We start from the raw sequence: 16,815 nt of genomic DNA, 5'->3' as shown, positions 1-16,815 counted from the left end.
GGACGCGGAAGGTCAGACCTTCGCGGACTCCGTGTCCTGGGCCGGCAGGTCCACGCTGTCGCGCAGCTTGGTGGAGGTGAGGAAGACGGTCGCGACGATGCCGATGACCGCGACCGCCGCCGCGATCTGGAAGATCTCACCGGTGGCCTCGCCGTAGGCGGCGCGGACGAGCTCGCGGATCGGCGCGGGCATGCTGGCCAGGTCGAGGTTGCCGCCGGCCTGCGAGCCGCCGCCCGAGGTGTCGACGCCCATCTTCGCCAGACCCGCGGTGATCTTCGTGGCCACGCTGTTGGCGAGCACCGCGCCCAGCACGGAGACGCCGATGGTGCCGCCGAGCGAGCGGAAGAAGGTGATCGCTCCACTGGCCGCGCCGAGCTCCGCGAGGGGCACGGTGTTCTGCAGCACCAGGACCAGGTTCTGCATCGACATGCCGACGCCCGTACCGATCAGGAACATGCCCGCGAAGACGTGCCACAGCGGCGTCTGGGCGTCGATCATCGACAGGCTCAGGAAGCCCAGCGTGAGGATGACGGTGCCGGCCACGATGAACGGCTTGACCTTGCCGCTCTTGGAGACCAGGCGGCCGGCGATCGTCGAGGAGAGCAGGACGCCCGCCATCATCGGGATGGTCATCAGACCGGCCTCGGTCGGGGTGTAGCCGCGGCCGATCTGCCAGTACTGGCCGAGGAAGACGGCGCCGCCGAACATGGCCACGCCCACCGCGAGGCTCGCGATGATCGCCAGTGCCGGGTCACGCCGCTTGACGACCTTCAGCGGCACGACGGGCTCGGCGACCTTCGACTCGACCAGCACGGCCAGGCCGAGGAGGACGACCGCGCCGCCGACCATGGCGCCGGTCTGCCAGGAGATCCAGTCGAACTCGTTGTCGACGAAGGTGACCCACAGCAGCAGCACGCTGACGCCGACGGCGATCAGGGTGGCGCCCAGGTAGTCGACCTTCGGCTTGTCTCCGCTGCGCTTCACCGCCGGCAGGTGCAGGGTGCGGGACAGGACGAGGAAGGCGATCGCGGTGAAGGGCAGCGCGAAGAAGAAGCACCAGCGCCAGCCGAGCCAGGAGGCGTCCGCGATGGCGCCGCCGAGCAGCGGGCCGCCGACCGTCGCGACGGCCATCACGCCACCGAGGTAGCCGTTGTACCGGCCGCGCTCCTTCGGGCTGATCATCGCGGCGATGATCACCTGGACCAGGATCTGCAGCGCGCCCATGCCCAGGCCCTGCACGGCGCGGAAGGCGATCAGGGTGCCGGTGTTCTGCGAGAAACCGGCGCCGAGCGAGGCGACGAAGAAGATGCAGATCGAGATCAGCAGCAGCGCCTTCTTGCTGAACAGGTCGGCGAGCTTGCCCCAGATCGGCGTGGACGCGGTCGAGGTCAGCAGCGTGGCGGTGACCACCCAGGTGTACTGCGACTGGGTGCCCTTCAGGGCGCCGATGATCTGCGGCAGGGCCACGGAGACGATCGTGCTGCTGATCATCACCACGAACAGCAGCATCAGAAGGCCGCTCATCGCCTTCAGGATGGACTTGTGGTCCATCGGGGCGGGACCCGCAGGCGGGGCAGCGGCTGTGGGATCGGCGACGGGCGCGCTCAAGAAGTCCTCCGGAGCAGGAGCAGAAGAAAAGGAATGCCCTCAGAGAAGGGGCGAGATACCCCCACGATACATGCACACTGTGCAAGTTTTCCCACTGGGCATTTTTCTTGCCATGGCCTTACCATTGCCGACGATGGACACCACCGATCGCAGCGCCGTCCCGGACAGCCCTCCCGGCCTGCGCGAACGCAAGAAGGCCGCGACCCGTGAGGCGGTGCACCGGGCCGCGCTGCGGCTGACGGTGGAGCACGGACTGGACCACGTGACGGTCGAGGCGATCGCCGACGAGGCCGGGGTCTCGCGCCGCACGTTCTCCAACTACTTCGCCACCAAGGAGGACGCCGTCCTCTGGGGGGAGGAGCAGCAGGCCGCCGCCCTGTTGCGCGCGGTCGCGGAACGGCCCGCGCAGGAGTCCCCCTGGACGGCCCTGCGGACCGCCCTGCACTCCTTCGAGCCCGGCCCCTTCTCGCCCGACCGGGAGACGATCACCCGCACCCGGCTCGCCCTGCGCCACCCCTCCCTGCTCGGCCGGCAGCTCGCCACCCACGCCGGCCTGGAGCAGGACCTGGCCCACGTCCTGGCCGAGCGGGGCGCCGAGCCGCTCCGCTCCCGCGTCCTGGCCGCCGGCTTCCTGGCCGCCATGCGGACCACCATGCGCACCTGGTTCGAGTCGGAGCACCCCGTCGAGCTGCTCGACCTCGCCGACGACGTCCTGCACCTCATGGGCCAGCCGTTCGACGGCCCCGACGCCGGGCGGGCGTGAGCCGCGCCTGACGGCGGCGTCCGGTCGGTGGGCGTCCGATCGGTGGCCGTCCGGTCGGTGGGCGTCCGATCGGACGGGTCGTCAACCGTCGTACGTGTGAACCACCCTGGCGCGCCGCGTCACGCGAATTCATGTATCGGCCACTCGGGCACCCTCGTTGCGTCATCGCCGGGGAGCAGCCTTCCGGATGTCCCAGCCCGACCTCCGAGGAGGCACCATGGCCGACCTGCACCCGTCCCGCAGAACCGTCCTGGGCCACGGCACCGCCGGGGCCGCCGTCCTGATGCTCGGCACCGGCCTGTGGAGCGCCGGCCCCGCCTGGTCCGCCCCCGCCGCGATCGACGACCCGTTCACCCTCGGCGTCGCCTCCGGCGACCCGCAGCCGGACGGCGTCGTGCTGTGGACCCGCCTGGCGCCCGACCCGTTCGCCGCCGACGGGCTGGGCGGCATGCCGCCCGCGCCGGTGCGCGTGGAGTACGAGGTCGCCGCCGATCCCCGTTTCCGCAAGGTGGTGCGCCGCGGCAGCGTGGTCGCCACCCCCGAGCTCGGCCACTCCGTCCACCCGGAGGTCGCGGGTCTCCTCCCCGACCGCGTGTACTACTACCGCTTCCGCGCCGCCGGGCACCTCTCCCCCGTGGGCCGCACCCGCACCACCCCGCCCGCCCACAGCAGGCCCGCCGAGCTGCGGTTCGCCTTCGCGTCCTGCCAGGCCTGGCAGGACGGGTACTACACGGCCTACGACCACATGGCCGAGGAGGACCTCGACTTCGTCGTGCACCTCGGCGACTACCTGTACGAGTCGGGCGTGCGCAGCAACCGGCGCGGCGTCACCACCGACCCGAAGTTCCACACCGAGACCTTCGACCTGGCCCGCTACCGCCTCCAGTACGCCCTCTACAAGGCGGAGGAGCCCCTGCGGAAGGCCCACGCCCGCTTTCCGTGGATCGTCACCTTCGACGACCACGAGGTGGAGAACAACTGGGCCGGCGACCTCTCCCAGGCCGACACCGAACCCGACCAGGACCCCGCCGTCTTCCGGCAGCGCCGCGCCGCCGCCTTCCAGGCCCTGTACGAGCACCAGCCGCTGCGCCACACCCAGATGCCGCACGGCCCCGACCTGCGGGCCTACCGCCGGCTCAATTACGGCCGCCTCGCCGACCTCACCATGCTGGACACCCGCCAGTACCGCGACGACCAGCCCGACGGCGACGGCGAGTCCGCCACCAGCACCGCCCGCTTCGACCCCGACCGCACCATCCTCGGCGCCCGGCAGCGCGACTGGGTGCTGGGCAACTTCTCGCGCTCGCCCGCCCAGTGGCAGATCCTCGGCAACCAGGCCCCCATGGGCCAGACCGACAAGGACCCCGGCCCCGCCGAACTGGTCTGGCTCGACCCCTGGGACGGCTACGTCGCCGACCGCAACCGCCTGCTCGCCGAGGCCGACCGGCGCGGCGTGCGCAATCTGGTCGTCATCACCGGCGACCGCCACCAGAACTACGCCTGGGACCTCAAGCGCGACTACCAGGACCCCGAATCCCCGACCGTGGGCGCGGAGTTCGTCGGCACGTCGATCACCAGCGGCGGCGACGGCGTGGACGTCGGCCCGGACGGCGAGACGTTCCTCGCCGCCAACCCGCACATGAAGTTCTTCAACTCCCAGCGCGGCTACGCCCGCGTCCACGTCGACCGGCGCCGCTGGACCACGGACTTCCGCGTCGTGCCCTACGTGCAGCAGCCGGGCGCCCCGGTCACCACCCGCGCGAGCGTGGTCGTCGAGGACCGGGTGCCGGGGGTGCAGGTCTGACCGCTGCGGGCCCGGCCCTGCGAAAAGCACTTCCCGGGGCACCCGCCGCGCACTAGGGTCGGTGGTCGCATCGCGTGCCGGCCACCGTCCGGGTGGAGCATGGAGGTGCCGGGATATGCCCGTTGGAGGCATACCTTGTCCGTTCAGTTGAACCACACCATCGTCCACGCCCGGGACAACCGGGAATCGGCCCGCTTCTTCGCGGAGCTGCTGGACCTCGAGATCACCGCCGAGTGGGGCCCGTTCGTGGCCGTCGAGCTCGACAACGGCGTCACCCTCGACTTCGCCACCGTCCCCGAGGACCACCTCGCCACCCAGCACTACGCCTTCCTCGTCTCCGAGGAGGAGTTCGACGCCGCGTACGCACGGATCACGGCCCGGGGCATCGAGCACTGGGCCGACCCGCGGCAGAGCCTGCCGGGGGAGATCAACCGCAACGACGGCGGCCGCGGCGTCTACTTCCTCGACCCGGCCGGCCACGCCATGGAACTGATCACGGTGCCGTACGGCGGCTGGAAGTGACGTCCGCCTCCCGGTGGACCACGCGGTAGGACACGGGGCCCGCGCGCCGGGCCGCCTCGATCACCCGTCACCCGACGGGCGTGACCGGCGGCCCGGCCCGCAGGGTCCGTCTCCGCGCGGCGGCTCAGCCGGTCACCATGCGGACGCCCAGGACGGCGATCAGGGTGCTGGAGGCCAGGGCGGTCGCCAGACGGCCGCGGTCGCCGGTGAGGACCCGCCCCAGCAGCGCGCCGCCCCCGGCCAGCAGCAGCTGCCAGCTCGCGGAGGCCGCGAACGCCGCCAGCACGAAGACGGCCCGCTCCACCGGCGCGGGATCGCCGGTGGCGTCGCCGCCGAGCACCAGGGCCGCGAAGTACACCACCGTCATGGGGTTGAGCAGCGTGATCCCCAGCAGCGTCAGGTAGGCCCGGACCGGACCGGCCGGACTCCCGCCTGCCCGGGTCGCGGCCCGCCGCGCGCGGTAGGCGCGCACGGCGCCGACGGCTCCCAGCGCCGCGAGGGCCAGCAGCACCAGCGCGGAGGCCCACCGGAGCGGGTCGGCGAAGGGCCGCACGAGCTCGGCGAGCGCGGTGCCGCCGAGGACGGCGAGCAGCGCGTACAGCCCGTCCGCCGTGGCCACTCCGAGCGCCGCGCAGGCGCCGGTGCGCGGCGTGGTCCGCGCGCTCAGTGTCACCAGGTACGCGCCGACCGCCCCCACCGGCACGGCGATGCCGTACCCCGCGAGCAGCCCGGCGACCAGGGCCCCGTTCACCCGCGTGGGCGGGTCGCTCCCGGCAGGCCGGCGGTCCGCTGCTGTCGGCCCCGCGCCGGTCGGGCGTCGGAGTGCGGCAGGGGGCGGGCGGTGGTCGCGTTCATGCGCAGATGGTCGGCCGCGGACACCGGGCCGCGCAACCACATTTCCGCGCCCCGCCGCCCACGCGGCACGCCGCCCGCTCAGGCCGGCGGGAAGTCGTCCTCCACCTCGTCCCTGGCCGTCGCTCCGGCGACCCACAGCGGCATCAGCAGGTGCGTGACCAGCACGGCGATCAGCACGGGTGCGGCGTAGGCCGTGGGGGCGGAGCCGAGAACGGCGCCCGTGCCGAGCAGGGCGGCCACGGCCGCCGGCAGCACCACCGTCATCGCCCGGTGGGCCAGCGCCTGGATCCGCGCCCTGTCGGCCGGCTGACGCTCGTCCAGGGCCCGGTCGCGCAGTTCGAGCAGGCCGCGGGTGGCGCTGTTGATCACCCCGGTGCAGAACATCCACGGGAGCACGAGCGCGGCCATCGGCGCGACGAGCCAGTACTGCTCCCGCTGTGCCAGGTACAGGTACGACATGAGCCCGCCGAGTGCCGCGGTGAGCGCCACGTGGGCGGCGACCACTCCCTTGCGGCGACGGGCCGACGCGTACAGGGCCCGCCCCTCGCCCCGGTTCATCAGGCGCACCATGGCCCGGTCGTAGCGCGTGAGCCGGCCGGTCGTCATCACTGCTTCCCTCCGTAGACCTCTTCGGTGAGCGGCTGGAACGGCTCCAGGGAGAACAGCGCCTCCACCGGCAACGCGAAGTACTTCGCGACCCGCAACGCCAGGTCGAGGCTCGGGTTGTACTGCCCCCGCTCGATGTAGCCGATGGTCTGGTGGTGCGCGCCCACGGCCTCGGCCAGCCCCTGCCGTGACTCCGGCCGTCGCGTCCGGGCAGGGGTGGCAAGGGAGGGCGCGGTGTCAGTCCGGCGAGGGCATGCCGTGCGCCTCCAGGGTGCGCAGGGCGAGGGACACGTCGAATGGCAGGATGGTCACCGCGATGTGCGGCAGGTGCGTCAGGCTGCGCGCCATCGACTCACCGGTCCCCCGGTGGAGCAGCTTGCCGAGCGCGCCGCTGTACATGCGTCGCGGCACCAGGACGGTCAGCGAGATGTCGCCCTCCCGCGTCGTCCTGACGGCCAGTTCCCGCATCGCGTGGCGCAGCCGGCGGTCCGGGCAGGCGACCAGTTCCAGGTCCACCGAGGTCGCCGACGTCGATTCCCAGAGGGCGGACAGCCGTCGCGCGCGCGTCTCGTCGATCGCGAAGTGCACCGCCCTGATCGTGTGGGGCCGCAGCTCGTGGGCGTACCGCAGGGCCTTCAGCGTCGCCAGGTCGAGCGCCTCGACCAGGACGAGGACGTGATGGTCACGCGCCCTGGGCCGGTCCGCGCCCTCGGGCAGCCGCTCCAGTGCGGCGGCCTCACGCCGGTACTCGCGGTTGATCCGCACCAGCCCCCACACCCCGACCGGGAAGACGACCACGACGAGCCACGCGCCCTCGGTGAACTTCGTGACCGCGAAGATCACCACCACGCCGGCCGAGGCGACCGCCGCCAGCACGTTGATCGCGATCTTGACCCGGCGCAGCGGTTCACGACGGCGAAGATGGTGGGTGGCCAGGCCCGCCCCGGCCATGGTGAAGGCGGTGAACACCCCGATCGCGTACAGGGCCACCAGCTTCTCGACGCTCGCGCCGGTGACCAGCAGCAGTGCCAGGGAGAGCACGGTGAGCACGAAGATGCCGTTGGAGAACGCCAGCCGGTGCCCACGCCTGGTCAGCACCCGGGGCAGGAACCGGTCCTGCGCGACGAAGTTCGCCAGGAACGGGAAGCCGGTGAAGGGCGTGTTGGCCCCGGTGTAGAGGATCAGGGCGGTCGCCAGTTGCACGAGGACCAGTCCCACCGTCCCCCAGGGCCCGTCACCGAAGGCGAGGTGGGCCTCCTGGGCGATGACCGTCGGGGTGCCGTCGGTGTAGGGGACCGCGTGGGTGAAGTAGGCCAGCACGGAGACGCCGAGCACCAGGACCGCGAGCACACAGCTCATGGCGACCAGGGTGCGGCGGGCGTTGCGGCCCTGCGGTTGCCGGAAGACGGAGACGCCGTTGGAGATCGCCTCGAGCCCCGTGAGGGAGGAGCCGCCGTTGGCGAAGGAACGCAGCACGATGAAGAGCGAGGCGCCCTGGAGCCAGCCGTCGCCGGGCGTGCCCAGCGGCACGACGCCGTCGGCCGTCAGGTCTGCGTGCGGCAGGGTGCCGGTGAGGCCGCGCACCGCGGCCACCACGAAGACGAGTCCCATGGCGCCCATGAAGAGGTAGGCCGGCAGCGCGAACGCCCGCCCCGCTTCGCGGATTCCCCGCAGGTTGCCGTAGGCGAGCAGCAGGACGACCGCCACGGACACGGGCTGTTGCAGGTGGTCCAGGCCGCTCCATCCGCCGCCCACCAGATGGGCCAGCGAGATCAGCGCGTTGGTTCCGGCCGACACCTGGACGGCGACGGTGACGACGTAGTCGACGAGCAGCGCCACCGCGGCGACCTGCGCCACGTTCGGCCCGAAGTTCTCCCGGGCCACCACGTAGGAGCCGCCTGCCCGCGTGTAGATGGTGAGGACGTCGCTGTAGCAGAGCGTCAGAAGCAGCAGGACCAGGAGAATCGCCCCGGTCACCGGCATGACCACCGTGAAGGCGGCCGTCCCCACCACCGGCGCCAGGACGCGCAGCATCTGCTCGGTGCCGTAGGCCGACGAACTGATGCAGTCGGAGGCGAGCACGCCGAGAGCCGTGCGGTTGCTCAGCTTCTCCTCGCCGATCCTCTCCGCCGTCAGCGGTCTGCCGAGCAGGCCACGCTTGACGCGGTACACCACCTGATCGAGGGTCATGCCTCCATCCAAGCGGCAGGCGGTGACGCGGCCGTGGAGGCACCACAGCGATCTCCGCACACGACCCGCGCCAGCGCCGGCCCGCCCCGCCCCGCCCCGCCCCGGGTGTCGACGTCCGGTGGCCTGGGACCGGGTCCGGAGGGCGGCGCGTCAGGCCGGCGTGGTCGCGGGGACCTCCGCGGTCTCCCAGGTGAAGCCGTCCGGGTCGGTGAACGGGGTGCCCGTGGCGCCGAGGGCGAGGCGGTGCGAGCCGCCGCCGTCGGCCGGGAGGCCGAGGTCCTTGGCGAGCCCGGGGCGCTTGTACAGGGCGAGCTTGACGGGGAAGGCGTCCCCGGCGGCGAACTCGGCGTACTTGCCGCCGAAGCTGCGGGCGACGGTCAGGCCCCGCTCGGCGTAGAACCGCTTGGTCGCCTTCACGTCCTCCACCCCGAGGAGCAGGACCACGTCGTCGATCTCCCGGGTGGCCGGGCCGGTGTCCTTCTTCTCGGAGGTGGCGACCTTCCAGACCGTGCCGTCCGGCGCCTGGACGACGCCGCCGTAGCCCCACAAGGACTTCGCGGCCGGCTTCAGCACCGTGGCGCCCGCCTCGACGGCGGCGTCGAGGAAGCCGTCCACGGTGGCGGGGCGGGAGACGGTGAGCGCCAGGGTGAAGCCGCGGAAGCCGGTGGAGGGGGCGTCGCAGGCTCGCAGGCGGATGTACCGCGCCACGCCGAAGGCGTCGTAGAAGCGGCGGGCGGACGCGACGTCGTCCACCTCGAGGGTGACGGAGGCGAGGGACAGGGACGTGGGGGACGCGGTGGTTGTCATGTGCTCCACGCTAGGGGCGCGACCCCCGCCGGGGCTTCTCGAATCCTGACCGGTCCTCGACCGCCGGAGCCGTTCCCTCCTGGCCTAGGGTGTCGCCCCATGACGTTGCTGATCGTCGGCGCCGGCGGATACCTCGGCTCCGAGCTGGCGCGGCAGGCGACCGCCTCCGGACGGCCGGTCGCCGGGACCTTCGCCACCCGCCCCGGCTCCCTGCCCGGCGTCGCCTGGCTGCCGCTGGACCTGCGCGAGCGGTCCGCACTCGACCGGGTGCTCGACGAGGTGCGCCCGGACACCGTGGTCAACGCGGCGTACCGGCAGGCGGACTGGGGCGTCACCGCGGAGGGCGCCGTCCGGGTCGCCATGGCCGCGGCGGAGCGGGGCCTGCGGTTGGTGCACGTGTCCAGCGACGCGGTCTTCTCCGGCGCCCGGGTCCACTACGACGAGGGCGCCGCCCCGGACCCGACCACCCCGTACGGGGCGGCGAAGGCCGCCGCCGAGACCGCCGTCCGTCTGCTCACGCCCACCGCGGCCGTGGTCCGCACCTCGCTGATCCTCGGCGACGGCGACTCCGGGCACGAGCGGCTGGTCCACGACCTGGCCGCCGGACGCCGTGACGGCGTGCTCTTCACCGACCAGGTGCGCTGTCCGGTCCACGTCGCCGACCTCGCCGCGGCGCTCCTTGAGCTGACGGAGCGGGCGCACTCGGGGACCTTCCACGTCGCGGGGCCGGACGCGGTGAGCCGTCACGAACTCGGTCTCCTGATCGCCCGGCGCGACGGCCTGGACCCGGCGGCGGTGCCGGCCGGCCGGCGCGCGGACGTCGACGGCGCGGGCCCGGCGGACGTCCGCCTGGACGGCGGGGCCACCCGGCGCCTGCTGCGCACCCGGGTGCGCGGCGCCACCGAGTTCCTGGCCCCGGGCGCCTGAGCCATGGCAGAGCCAGGAGCCCGGACCCCGTAGCCCGCCGTCACTCGCGGGGGTCGAGGCGCATGGTGGTGGAGCGGGCCGGCTCGGTGAGGATGGTCTCCAGCGAGGCCGGGTACGCCTCGTACTTGGCGTAGTAGGCGGCGTCCACGCGGTCGTTGAGCCGGGGGTCGGCGTCGACGACCGTCACGTCCTTCTCCACGCCGCCCGCCCGGATGCGGCCCTGGTGGCGGGCCCGGGTGCCCCGGTACCAGCGCGAGCCCGGCCCGTAGACCGACCGGACGTAGACGTCGTCGCCGTCGCGGACCACCCAGATGGTGCGCCAGTCGCTCAGCGCGCCGTCCTCGCCGACGGAGGCGATCTCGAGTTCTTCCGCTTCGCCGATGCCCGCGAGTTCGGTGCGGGTCCAGGTGGTCATCACGTCTCGGCTCCTCGCTGGGGTTCGGTCGCGCCTGATCCCAGCGGAACGGCTCACCGCGGCGCACGCCACCGGTGGGCGTCCGGACGGACCAACACCCGGTCCGTCCGGACACCGCCGGCTCACCACCACCGGCTCGGCACGGCTCACCGCCGGCTCATCAGCCGCTCATCAGCGGCTCATCGCGCGGTCAGCAGAGCGGGACGCCCGGCAGCTGGGCCGAGGGGTGGTCGATGTAGATGTTGGAGACGAAGCCGTTCTGGTCGCGCAGCTTGCTCCACCAGTTGTTGGTGTAGCCCTCCGCGTTGACCGTGTCGCCCTGCTTCTGGCAGACCACCCACACCGAGGTCGGCCCGCTCAGCGTGGCGACCACCGGCGCGCTCAGCCGCGCGTCGGAGCGGACGTTGACCCCGCTCCCCCAGGTGTTGAACGCGGCTCCGCCGCTCCCGCCGCAGCCGTTGTCGCTGGTCAGGTAGGCCTGGTTGTAGGAGCCCGGGTAGGACAGCCCGGCGCCGTTGATGACGATGTTCTGCCCGGTGCCGTTGTACAGCTGCTCGTAGTGGATGTGCGCCCCGGAGGAGTTCCCGGTCGAGCCGGTGGTGCCGATCTGCTGACCCTGGCTCACGTAGGCGCCGCTCGGCACGGAGTACGCCGCGAGGTGGAAGTAGTAGGTGCGCCAGCCGCCGCCGTGGTCGATGACGATGTAGTTGCCGGCGCCGCTCGCCTGGTAGTAGCGGGTGGCCGTGCCCGCGGCGGAGGCCAGGACCGGGGTGCCGGCGGTGGCGCCGCCGTCGGCGCGGACGAAGTCCAGGGCGCGGCGGACCTCGGCGGAGTGGTGGCTGTACGTCCAGCGCTGCCCGCAGGGGTACGGCGCCTTGAAGTTGGGGGCGGCGGCGACCGCGTCCGCGGCGGCCTGGGCCGGGGAGGCGGAGAAGCCGGTGAGGGAGAGCAGCACGACGGCGATCAGTGCGGGGAGGCGTCTGAGCAGGGACACGTTGCTCCTCGGATGGGGGGACGCCGCGGAACGCGACGCACGACGCCCGGAACCTAGGGCCGCCGTGCCGCCCCCGGCAAGGCTGGTACAGGCCTTCTCCGCCCGTGCCGCGCTCCTTGCTGTTATATGACTGACCGATCATCAGCCATCCCTGTCCCGGTCCACCCATAAGGCGCGCTTTGACGCCGTCAAATTCCTTCGGTTACTGTCACCGCCCAAGTGGACAGTTCTGGTGGACGGATCGCCGGAACAGTACGGCGCACAGACGTACCGACGTACCGACGTACCGACGTACAGCCGGAAGTACAGAGTGAGGACGGTGGCCCGATGTCGGCCTCGGAGACCGGCGGCGCCCTGAGCCGCCGCAGACTGCTCAGCCTTTCCGCGGCCGGCGCCGGTGTGCTCGCCGCGTCGGGGCTGCTCGGGGCGTGCGCGCCGCAGGCCGCCGACCAGGGCGGTTCCGGCAAGGGCGGGGCCGGGGGCACGGACGGGCCGGTCGGCGAGCTGACCTTCGCGCTGCCCTCCTCCATCTCCTCGCTGGACGTCGGCCGCGAGTCCGGCGTGCTGAACTACCTGGTGGCCACCCTCGTCCAGGAGTCCCTGCTGTCGGTGACCCCGGCCGGCGACCTCGGGCCCGGCCTGGCCACCTCCTGGAAGCAGCCGGACGCCAGGACCTACGTGTTCACGCTGCGCCGGGGCGTCGTCTTCAGCGACGGCACGCCCTTCACCGCCGCCGACGTGGTCGCCTCCATCGAGGAGATCCGCGACCCGGAGAACGCCTCCGTGCTCGCCTACGCCTTCGCCGGGGTGAAGTCGGTCGAGGCCACCGGCCCGCACGAGGTCACCGTCCGCCTGAAGGCCGCCGACGGCGCCTTCCTGTGGAGCGTCGCCCCCGGCTGCCTGCCGGTCGGCAGCGAGAAGTTCCTGCGCGCCCACCGCGGGAAGATCGGGACCGAGAAGACCCTGCTGCTGGGCACCGGCGCCTACCGGATCACCGAGTTCGCCGCCGACAGCCACGTGCTGCTGGAGAGCAACCCGCGCTGGTGGGGCGAGAAGCCCGCCGTCTCGAAGCTGAAGCTCTCCTTCGTGCCGGACGCCGGCACCCGCCTGGTGGCCATGAAGTCCGGCGAGGTGGACGGCGCGCTCGCGCTGGCCTCCGACGAGACCAAGGGCTGGGCGTCGGCCGCCGAGGTGGCCTACACCGCCGACCGTTCCGTGGTCTCGCTGGCCTTCGACACCTCCAAGGCCCCCTGGGACGACCCACACGTGCGCCGCGCCGTCGCCCACGCCGCGGACCGCGAGGGCATGGTCGAGGGCATCCTGCAGGGCAAGGCGGAGATCGCGAACGCGCTGGTCTCGCCGGCCATGTGGGGCGACCTGCTGCCCGAGAAGAAGGTGCGCGCCGCCTACGCGCAGATCCCGGAGTACTCCTTCGACCTGGACCGGGCCCGTGCGGAGCTGGCGAAGTCCGCGCACGCCGACGGCTTCGCCGCCGAGCTGCACTACCCGGCGAGCGGCCCCCAGGTCGGCAAGGCCGCGCTGGCACTGGCCGACTCGCTCAAGAAGCTCGGCATCACCCTGAAGGTCAAGGAGATCACCCTCGAGGCCTGGGTGAACGAGCTCGGCTCCGGCAAGCAGCCGCTGCAGTTCCTCTGGTACTTCCCGGTCACCGGCGACCCGGCGGAGCTGGCCGACGCCTATCTGAACGCCGCCGCCACGGCGACCAACATCGCCCACTACGACGAGCCGGCCATCAACAAGGCCCTCGACGGGGCGAAGACCGACACCGACCCGGCCGGCCGCGGCGAGAAGCTGCTGACCGCGGTCACCACGGCCGCCGCGGACCTGCCCTACCTGCCGCTGTGGTGGGCGCAGACCGCGACCGCGCTCTCCCGGGACATCGTCCTGGAGCAGCCCGGCCCGTTCGCCTTCGTCGGCCCCTGGGCGACCCGGATCCGCAGGGCCGCCTGAAACCGCCGGCCCCCGGCGGCTCCCTCCTGACCGGTGGGCGGGGACGACGGCCCCCGCGCCGTCCCCGCCCACCTGCTCGCTCCCGCACCGAACACGGACCCCTCATGCCTCGCCCCGCCGCCCCTCCCCCGCCCTCCGACCGCCCCACGGCACGTGTCGTGCGGCGGGTGCGGGAGGCCATGCTGCGGCTGGTCCACCCGGCCGAGGCCCGTCTCAGTCCCGACGGGACCACGGTGGCGGTCACCGCCATGGGGCCCGACCACACCTCCCTGGTGCTCGCACCGGTGGCCGACGGCTCCGCGGCGGGCGACGGCCACACGGAGGCACACCACACGGCGGCCGCCCACACGGTGGTGGGGGACACGGAGGCCGGCCACATGGTCTGGCGCCACACCCCCCGCTGGCTGCCCGACTCCCGCACCCTGCTGCACGTGGCGCACCCCGCGGACGCCGCGGACGCCACGGACGCCGACGACTCCGCGGACGCCGCCGACCCTGCGGACCCCTCGGCCGCCGACGACTCCGCGGACGCCTCCCGCCACCCGTACCTGGCCCTGCTCGACATCGTCACCGGAGAGACGCGCACCCTGCTGCGCGCCCCCGGTGAGGTGGAGGACCTGCTGCTCTCCGACGACGGGACGCGGGCGCTGCTGCTCACCGCGGACGACGGCGCGGAGCGCGACGGCATGAGCCTGGGGCTGCCGGTGCGGCTGGGCCCGCGGCCCGACCCCGAGCGGTTCGCCCCCGGTCTGGGCATGCGCCGCCTGCACCTGGTGGAGCTGGCCACCGGCACGCTCCACGAGGTGGGGCCCGTGGGGCTGACGGTCTGGAACGTGGCCTGGCGCGGCGGCGACCTGGCGGTGGCCACCGTCTCCGAGGACACGCTGCCCTCCGGCTACTACGAGGCCCGTTTCGCCGCCCTGGACCTGACCGCCCGCACCGCGCGCACCCTGTACGAGCCCGAGGGGCAGCTCACCGCCCCCGCGCTCGACGCCGACGGGCGGCGCGCCGCGGTCGTGGAGGGCATCTCGATCGTGGCCGGCCGCCCCCTGGTCGTCGACCTGGCGACGGGCGACGTCAAGCGCCCGGCCGCGCTGGAGGACGTCACCTGGCTGGAATTCGCCGCTCCGCGTCACCGGGGCGCGGTCCCGGCCCCGGCAGGAGCCGCCCCTGCCCCGGGGAACACCGCTCCGGACCCGGCGGGCGTCGCCGCCGCGGACCTGTGGCACGCCGGCTGGGAGGGCTCCGGCTCCCGCGTCGGGCGCACCACGCCCGGCGCCCCGGGCTGGGGCGGCCCGGTCACCCTCACCGGCCCCGGCTTCACCCCTGCCCTCTCGCTCAGCGCCGACGGCCGCACCGCGGCCACCGTGCTGGACGCGCCCGGCCGCCCCGCCGAGGCCGTCGTCGCCGCCACCGGCGGCCCGGGCGCCTGGAGCTGGCGTCCCGTGACCTCGCTGAACGCCGGGCTGCGCGTCGACGGCTTCCGCACCACCGCCACCGGCTGGACCTCCGCGGACGGCACCCGGGTGGACGGCCTGCTGCTGGAGAGCGACCCGCCGTCCTCCCCCGCCGGCCCGCGCCCGCTCGCGGTACTGCTGCACGGCGGACCGTCCTGGCTGTGGACCACCTCCCACGCCCCCGCCGACGTGCTGGGTCTGGCCCCGGCGCTCGCCGCCGCCGGGTACCTGGTGCTGCTGCCCAACCCGCGCGGCAGCAGCGGGCGTGGCCTCGACCACGCCCGTGCCGTGGTCGGCGACGTCGGAGGCGGCGACCTCCAGGACGTGCTGTCCGGCGTCCGTCACCTGACCGCCACGGGCCAGGCCGACCCGGACCGCGTCGCGGTGCTCGGCCACAGCTACGGCGGGCACCTCGCCGCGCTGGCCGCCGCCCGCACCGACCTGTTCCGCGCCGCCGTGGTGGTGTCCGCGCCGTCCGACTGGGTGAGTTTCCGCGACACCAGCAACATCGGCGGCGGCTACGACGACGCCTACCGCATCCGCCCCGAGGCCCGGGAGCGCTCCGCGGTCACCGCCACGGGAGGGTCCGGCACCCCCACGCTGATCGTGCACGGCGCCGAGGACCGGGTCACCCCCGTGGGCCAGGCGCACCAGCTCTACCGCTCGCTGCGCCGCGCCGGACGGGCGCCCGTGGAGCTGTACGTGTACCCGGACGAGGGCCACGAGTTCACCGACCCGGCACGGGTGCTGGACGCAGTCGCCCGCGCCGAGGCGTGGCTGGCGCAGCACCTGGGCGGCCCGGGCCACCGCGCCGGCGGCGACAGCGGCACCGACGCCGCCGACGCCGCCTCCGGTGGCCACGCCGGTTCCGAGGGGGGCCACCGATGACCGCCCGGTACGTCCTGCGCCGGCTCGGCGGCACGCTCGCGCTGCTGTTCGTGCTGTCCGTCGCGGTGTTCGCGCTCCTCCAGGCCGCCCCGGGCGACCCGGCGCGCACCCTGCTCGGCCCCCGCAACGCCACCCCCGACGCGCTCGCCGCGGTCCGCGCCCGGCACCACCTCGACCAGCCGTTCGTCGTCCAGTACCTGCGCTGGGCGGGCGACGCGCTCCGCCTGGACCTCGGCACCTCGATCCGCACGGGCGCGTCGGTGGCCGCCACCATCGGGGGACGGCTCGCACTCACCGGACAGCTGGTGGGGCTCGGCCTGGCGATCTCGCTGCTGCTCGGCGTCCCCGGCGGCGTCCTCGCCGCGCTGCGCCGGTACCGGACGACGGACCGCGTCGTGCAGACGACCTCGCTGGTCGCGCTGTCCACCCCGGCCTTCGCCGGCGGCCTGGTCCTCATCTACGTCTTCTCGCTCATGCTCGGCTGGTTCCCCGCCTACGGCCCCGGAGAGGGCGGCGACCGTCTGTCCCACCTGGTGCTGCCGGCGGTGGCCCTGGCGCTCAGTGTGACGGCGGTGCTGCTCAAGCTGACCCGGGCCGCGGTGATCCGCGAACTCGACAAGGAGCACGTGGCGTTCGCGCGGGCCCGCGGGGTCGCCGAGCGGCGGATCCTCGTCCACTACGTGCTGCGCGGCGCGCTGGTGCCGGTGCTCACCGGCGTCGGGCTGGTCGTCGCCTACCTGCTGGCCGGGACGGTGATGGTGGAGCAGGTCTTCGCGCTGCCGGGACTCGGCTCCCTGCTGGTCGACTCGGTGACGTACCGCGACGTGCCGCTGGTGCAGGCGGAGGCTCTGCTGATCGCCGTGCTGGTCTGCCTGGCGGGGCTGCTCACCGAGCTCGCCCAGCCGCTGGTCGACCCCCGGCTGCGCCCCGCCCCCGCCGCGCCGTCGCGCCCGACGAAGGAACGCCGATGACCTCGCTGCGAGCCCGGGCCCGAGCCCGGGCGGGAGC

15 protein-coding genes are annotated in these 16,815 nt (G+C 73.7%); 7 read left to right on the top strand and 8 right to left on the bottom strand.

Features of this window, described 5'->3' with window-relative positions; all coding sequences use genetic code 11:
• Positions 1 to 12: 12 nt before the first annotated feature.
• Positions 13 to 1,551 (bottom strand): MDR family MFS transporter, encoded by a 1,539-nt coding sequence (locus tag ABT026_RS08230; RefSeq protein WP_351113282.1) that lies wholly within the window; start codon positions 1,549 to 1,551, stop codon positions 13 to 15.
• A 190-nt stretch (positions 1,552 to 1,741) separates the two neighbouring features.
• On the opposite strand from ABT026_RS08230, the gene ABT026_RS08225 reads away from it, so the two are divergent.
• From ABT026_RS08225 to ABT026_RS08215, 3 genes are all read left to right on the top strand, one after another.
• Positions 1,742 to 2,371 (top strand): TetR/AcrR family transcriptional regulator, encoded by a 630-nt coding sequence (locus tag ABT026_RS08225; RefSeq protein WP_351113281.1) that lies wholly within the window; start codon positions 1,742 to 1,744, stop codon positions 2,369 to 2,371.
• A gap of 217 nt (positions 2,372 to 2,588) precedes the next feature.
• Positions 2,589 to 4,175: an alkaline phosphatase D family protein gene (locus ABT026_RS08220; RefSeq protein WP_351113280.1), complete on the top strand. Its 1,587-nt coding sequence runs from the start codon at positions 2,589 to 2,591 to the stop codon at positions 4,173 to 4,175.
• Positions 4,176 to 4,310: 135 nt separating this feature from the next.
• Positions 4,311 to 4,697, top strand: a complete 387-nt coding sequence (locus tag ABT026_RS08215; protein ID WP_351113279.1) for a VOC family protein — start codon at positions 4,311 to 4,313, stop codon at positions 4,695 to 4,697.
• Positions 4,698 to 4,821: 124 nt separating this feature from the next.
• Here the strand turns inward: ABT026_RS08215 and ABT026_RS08210 are convergent, their stop codons facing one another.
• The 5 genes from ABT026_RS08210 to ABT026_RS08190 form a co-directional block, all read right to left on the bottom strand.
• Entirely contained in the window at positions 4,822 to 5,448 is a 627-nt protein-coding gene (locus ABT026_RS08210; RefSeq protein ID WP_351113278.1) for a LysE family transporter, read from the bottom strand.
• A 182-nt stretch (positions 5,449 to 5,630) separates the two neighbouring features.
• Complete coding sequence (locus tag ABT026_RS08205) at positions 5,631 to 6,158, bottom strand: hypothetical protein (RefSeq protein WP_351113276.1); 528 nt, start codon at positions 6,156 to 6,158, stop codon at positions 5,631 to 5,633.
• A complete protein-coding gene (locus ABT026_RS08200; protein WP_351113341.1) occupies positions 6,158 to 6,337 on the bottom strand; it encodes a helix-turn-helix transcriptional regulator in 180 nt (59 codons plus the stop codon). The genes ABT026_RS08205 and ABT026_RS08200 overlap by 1 nt, the downstream gene beginning before the upstream one ends.
• 58 nt (positions 6,338 to 6,395) lie before the next feature.
• Positions 6,396 to 8,348: an APC family permease gene (locus ABT026_RS08195; RefSeq protein ID WP_351113275.1), complete on the bottom strand. Its 1,953-nt coding sequence runs from the start codon at positions 8,346 to 8,348 to the stop codon at positions 6,396 to 6,398.
• 150 nt (positions 8,349 to 8,498) lie between these two features.
• Positions 8,499 to 9,155: a glyoxalase gene (locus tag ABT026_RS08190; protein ID WP_351113274.1), complete on the bottom strand. Its 657-nt coding sequence runs from the start codon at positions 9,153 to 9,155 to the stop codon at positions 8,499 to 8,501.
• A gap of 99 nt (positions 9,156 to 9,254) precedes the next feature.
• On the opposite strand from ABT026_RS08190, the gene ABT026_RS08185 reads away from it, so the two are divergent.
• Positions 9,255 to 10,082 (top strand): SDR family oxidoreductase, encoded by an 828-nt coding sequence (locus tag ABT026_RS08185; RefSeq protein ID WP_351113273.1) that lies wholly within the window; start codon positions 9,255 to 9,257, stop codon positions 10,080 to 10,082.
• Positions 10,083 to 10,122: 40 nt separating this feature from the next.
• On the opposite strand, the gene ABT026_RS08180 is transcribed toward ABT026_RS08185, so the two are convergent.
• Both ABT026_RS08180 and ABT026_RS08175 read right to left on the bottom strand, forming a co-directional pair.
• Positions 10,123 to 10,497, bottom strand: a complete 375-nt coding sequence (locus ABT026_RS08180) for a DUF2255 family protein (protein ID WP_108952188.1) — start codon at positions 10,495 to 10,497, stop codon at positions 10,123 to 10,125.
• Between the two features lie 190 nt (positions 10,498 to 10,687).
• Positions 10,688 to 11,491: a peptidoglycan DD-metalloendopeptidase family protein gene (locus tag ABT026_RS08175; RefSeq protein WP_351113272.1), complete on the bottom strand. Its 804-nt coding sequence runs from the start codon at positions 11,489 to 11,491 to the stop codon at positions 10,688 to 10,690.
• 327 nt (positions 11,492 to 11,818) lie between these two features.
• On the opposite strand from ABT026_RS08175, the gene ABT026_RS08170 reads away from it, so the two are divergent.
• The 3 genes from ABT026_RS08170 (at position 11,819) to ABT026_RS08160 (ending at position 16,778) form a co-directional block, all read left to right on the top strand.
• Positions 11,819 to 13,462 (top strand): ABC transporter substrate-binding protein, encoded by a 1,644-nt coding sequence (locus tag ABT026_RS08170; RefSeq protein ID WP_351113271.1) that lies wholly within the window; start codon positions 11,819 to 11,821, stop codon positions 13,460 to 13,462.
• A gap of 104 nt (positions 13,463 to 13,566) precedes the next feature.
• Positions 13,567 to 15,807, top strand: coding sequence for a S9 family peptidase (locus ABT026_RS08165; RefSeq protein ID WP_351113270.1), 2,241 nt, complete (start codon positions 13,567 to 13,569; stop codon positions 15,805 to 15,807).
• The gene (locus ABT026_RS08160; protein ID WP_351113269.1) at positions 15,804 to 16,778 is read left to right on the top strand and encodes an ABC transporter permease; all 975 of its coding nucleotides are present in this window, start codon (positions 15,804 to 15,806) and stop codon (positions 16,776 to 16,778) included. Before ABT026_RS08165 ends, ABT026_RS08160 begins: the two co-directional genes overlap by 4 nt.
• Positions 16,779 to 16,815 lie beyond the last annotated feature (37 nt).

It is taken from the genome of Streptomyces sp. NPDC002734, assembly GCF_040295685.1.
Classification (GTDB): domain Bacteria; phylum Actinomycetota; class Actinomycetes; order Streptomycetales; family Streptomycetaceae; genus Streptomyces.
The sequence above is the reverse complement of the archived record's forward strand: the minus strand, read 5'-3'. Positions and strand labels throughout refer to the sequence as shown.

Coding starts and splice junctions, on each gene's coding strand:
- ABT026_RS08230 (WP_351113282.1), bottom strand. CDS start 1,551: ATGGACCACAAGTCCATCCTGAAGGCGATGAGCGGCCTTCTGATGCTG.
- ABT026_RS08225 (WP_351113281.1), top strand. CDS start 1,742: ATGGACACCACCGATCGCAGCGCCGTCCCGGACAGCCCTCCCGGCCTG.
- ABT026_RS08220 (WP_351113280.1), top strand. CDS start 2,589: ATGGCCGACCTGCACCCGTCCCGCAGAACCGTCCTGGGCCACGGCACC.
- ABT026_RS08205 (WP_351113276.1), bottom strand. CDS start 6,158: ATGACGACCGGCCGGCTCACGCGCTACGACCGGGCCATGGTGCGCCTG.
- ABT026_RS08195 (WP_351113275.1), bottom strand. CDS start 8,348: ATGACCCTCGATCAGGTGGTGTACCGCGTCAAGCGTGGCCTGCTCGGC.
- ABT026_RS08190 (WP_351113274.1), bottom strand. CDS start 9,155: ATGACAACCACCGCGTCCCCCACGTCCCTGTCCCTCGCCTCCGTCACC.
- ABT026_RS08185 (WP_351113273.1), top strand. CDS start 9,255: ATGACGTTGCTGATCGTCGGCGCCGGCGGATACCTCGGCTCCGAGCTG.
- ABT026_RS08180 (WP_108952188.1), bottom strand. CDS start 10,497: ATGACCACCTGGACCCGCACCGAACTCGCGGGCATCGGCGAAGCGGAA.
- ABT026_RS08170 (WP_351113271.1), top strand. CDS start 11,819: ATGTCGGCCTCGGAGACCGGCGGCGCCCTGAGCCGCCGCAGACTGCTC.
- ABT026_RS08165 (WP_351113270.1), top strand. CDS start 13,567: ATGCCTCGCCCCGCCGCCCCTCCCCCGCCCTCCGACCGCCCCACGGCA.
- ABT026_RS08160 (WP_351113269.1), top strand. CDS start 15,804: ATGACCGCCCGGTACGTCCTGCGCCGGCTCGGCGGCACGCTCGCGCTG.